This is a genomic window from Robinsoniella sp. (assembly GCF_034124845.1).
The window spans coordinates 1-1,962 of sequence record NZ_JAWYAJ010000436.1; the positions used below are offsets into that span (position 1 = coordinate 1).

1 protein-coding gene is annotated in these 1,962 nt (G+C 39.9%); it reads right to left on the bottom strand.

Annotation, left to right across the window (positions count from 1 at the left end; all coding sequences use genetic code 11):
- Window positions 1-96: 96 nt before the first annotated feature.
- Window positions 97-1,824, bottom strand: coding sequence for an IS1634 family transposase (locus tag ACH2DQ_RS21440; RefSeq protein WP_395028268.1), 1,728 nt, complete (start codon window positions 1,822-1,824; stop codon window positions 97-99).
- Between the last annotated feature and the right edge of the window lie 138 nt (window positions 1,825-1,962).

Genomic DNA, 1,962 nt, shown 5'->3' on the forward strand with positions numbered 1-1,962 from the left:
TCCTGTCTTTGACAGTTGAATACGTAAAGAACCGCTGTATCCCCTTGTTTTATGAGGGATGCAGCGGTTTTACTACGTGTCACAGACTTTAGTAATTTATTCTCTGCCCTTGCTTTTTTTCTGGATAGTTTTCATCTGGCTTTTTGTGATGAATTGATAATCCGTGCGGAAATTACAGACATTATGAAGGTCATCCGTGATTTTTTCACGCTTGTACAGGGGCATAAATCCCTGTTCTTGGATTTCTGCAAAGTTCATTGCTTTTAATGTTTCTAAAATTGTTTCGCAAGTGTACTTATTATCCATTTTCCTCTCAAGTAAGCGATAAAAGAGAAGGGCCAGAAAACAGATGAGAAAGTGCGCTTTTATTCTGTTTTCGTCTTGCAGATAAACCGGTCTGGCTGAAAAATCTGTTTTCATGATTCTAAAACATTCTTCTATCTGCCATCTGCCCTCACTTACTTTCAGAATGTCACAAACATCGTCATCAAGCAGATCGGTACATACCGCATATAAGCCGTCATACTGGGCTTCGGATTCTATTTTATCTTTATCAAGATAACTATGTATGTCCGCAGTTTTCCCGTCTTTTGTTGTCGCAACGGTTCCGATAAAGCGGGCCGGATCGTTAGGATTCTTCCGGTTCTTTTTTGGCTTTCCTGTGCCGACCATCTTTTCGGCTCGCTCCACCTGTTTGTTACGAATTGTTTTTTGGTATAAGGCATACTTCGGAGAGTAAGTGATAATCAGGCGCTGATGAAGTTTTTTTGTGGTATAGGGTTCATCTTTGTAATAAAGGCTTGTATCATCTTCTGGAATTTCTGAAATATCAACCGGCATATCATCCGAAACTCTTTTAAACCCTTTTAGATCCAATGCCCATGCTTTCTCTTCCGCCGGAAGCTTTTTGATGGATTGTGTAACAATAAAGGCCCGTTGGCCCATGTGATTAAAGGATCTGATTTCTTCGGAAGCGAGACCGGCATCACTGCAGTAAATAAATTTCTGACAGCCAAATTCATCAAGAACCTTCTTTTCCAGGGGTTTTAAGGATGTCTGTTCATTTGCATTTCCAGGAAATGTAGAGAAAGCAAGCGGAATGCCATCGCCATCCATGAACAGGCCCATCTGAATAATTGGATTTGGTCTGTGTTCTTTACTTTTGCCGTATTTCTTATCGCCGTCTTCCTGTTCAATTTCGAAATAATAGTTGGAACAATCGTAGTAAAGTACCTTATCGTTTCTGTTAATCATAAAGTTGCTGTTCTTATAAACTTCTGACTGAATCAGGTCACATTCATGACCAAGAACATCCAGTGCACGGTAAATATCGTGGAGCTCATAAGACGGTCTCTCCAGGAACTCGGATGCAATTTTTAAAGAAGACCGTTTGCTGGCTGGTTCAAGGACTCTGGCATAAACCAAGTCAGAGAGAACCGCATTTATATCATACTGAAACTTGTATTTATTTTTCAGTTTCCGGCAGATTTTGTTTAGCTGGAGACTGTAATAAATGGACTGGAGAAAAAGGTAGCCACCTCGAAAAAACTTCTGCTGGTCATAATCCATCTGTCTGTCAGCATGAAAAGTGATTTGGACCGTTTTGGTCTGCCGTTCTTCCTTAAATTTTTCAGTTTCCATTTTCACTTCATTTTTAGCCCATGCAATCACATCGTCTCTGGTAGGGCCATGCTCCAGGAGCAGTTTGTCTAAAGTGCCAAGTTTGCGAACAATAGCAGACGTGGTGCTGCCATTAGCCTTGACATAGGATTTTGCAACATAAAATGATTCGGAATTTTTTGATTTCGAGATATGAAGATTCATATGCATCCCTCCTTACACCTCATTATATCACATAATAACAGAAAATAACATACTATAATTCAAAAAAGTTGACACAAAAAAAGCAGGTTTTATGCGACCTGCGATAGATTTTTAGTTAGTCCAACTGTCAAACTCCCG

Coding starts and splice junctions, on each gene's coding strand:
- ACH2DQ_RS21440 (WP_395028268.1), bottom strand. CDS start 1,824: ATGAATCTTCATATCTCGAAATCAAAAAATTCCGAATCATTTTATGTT.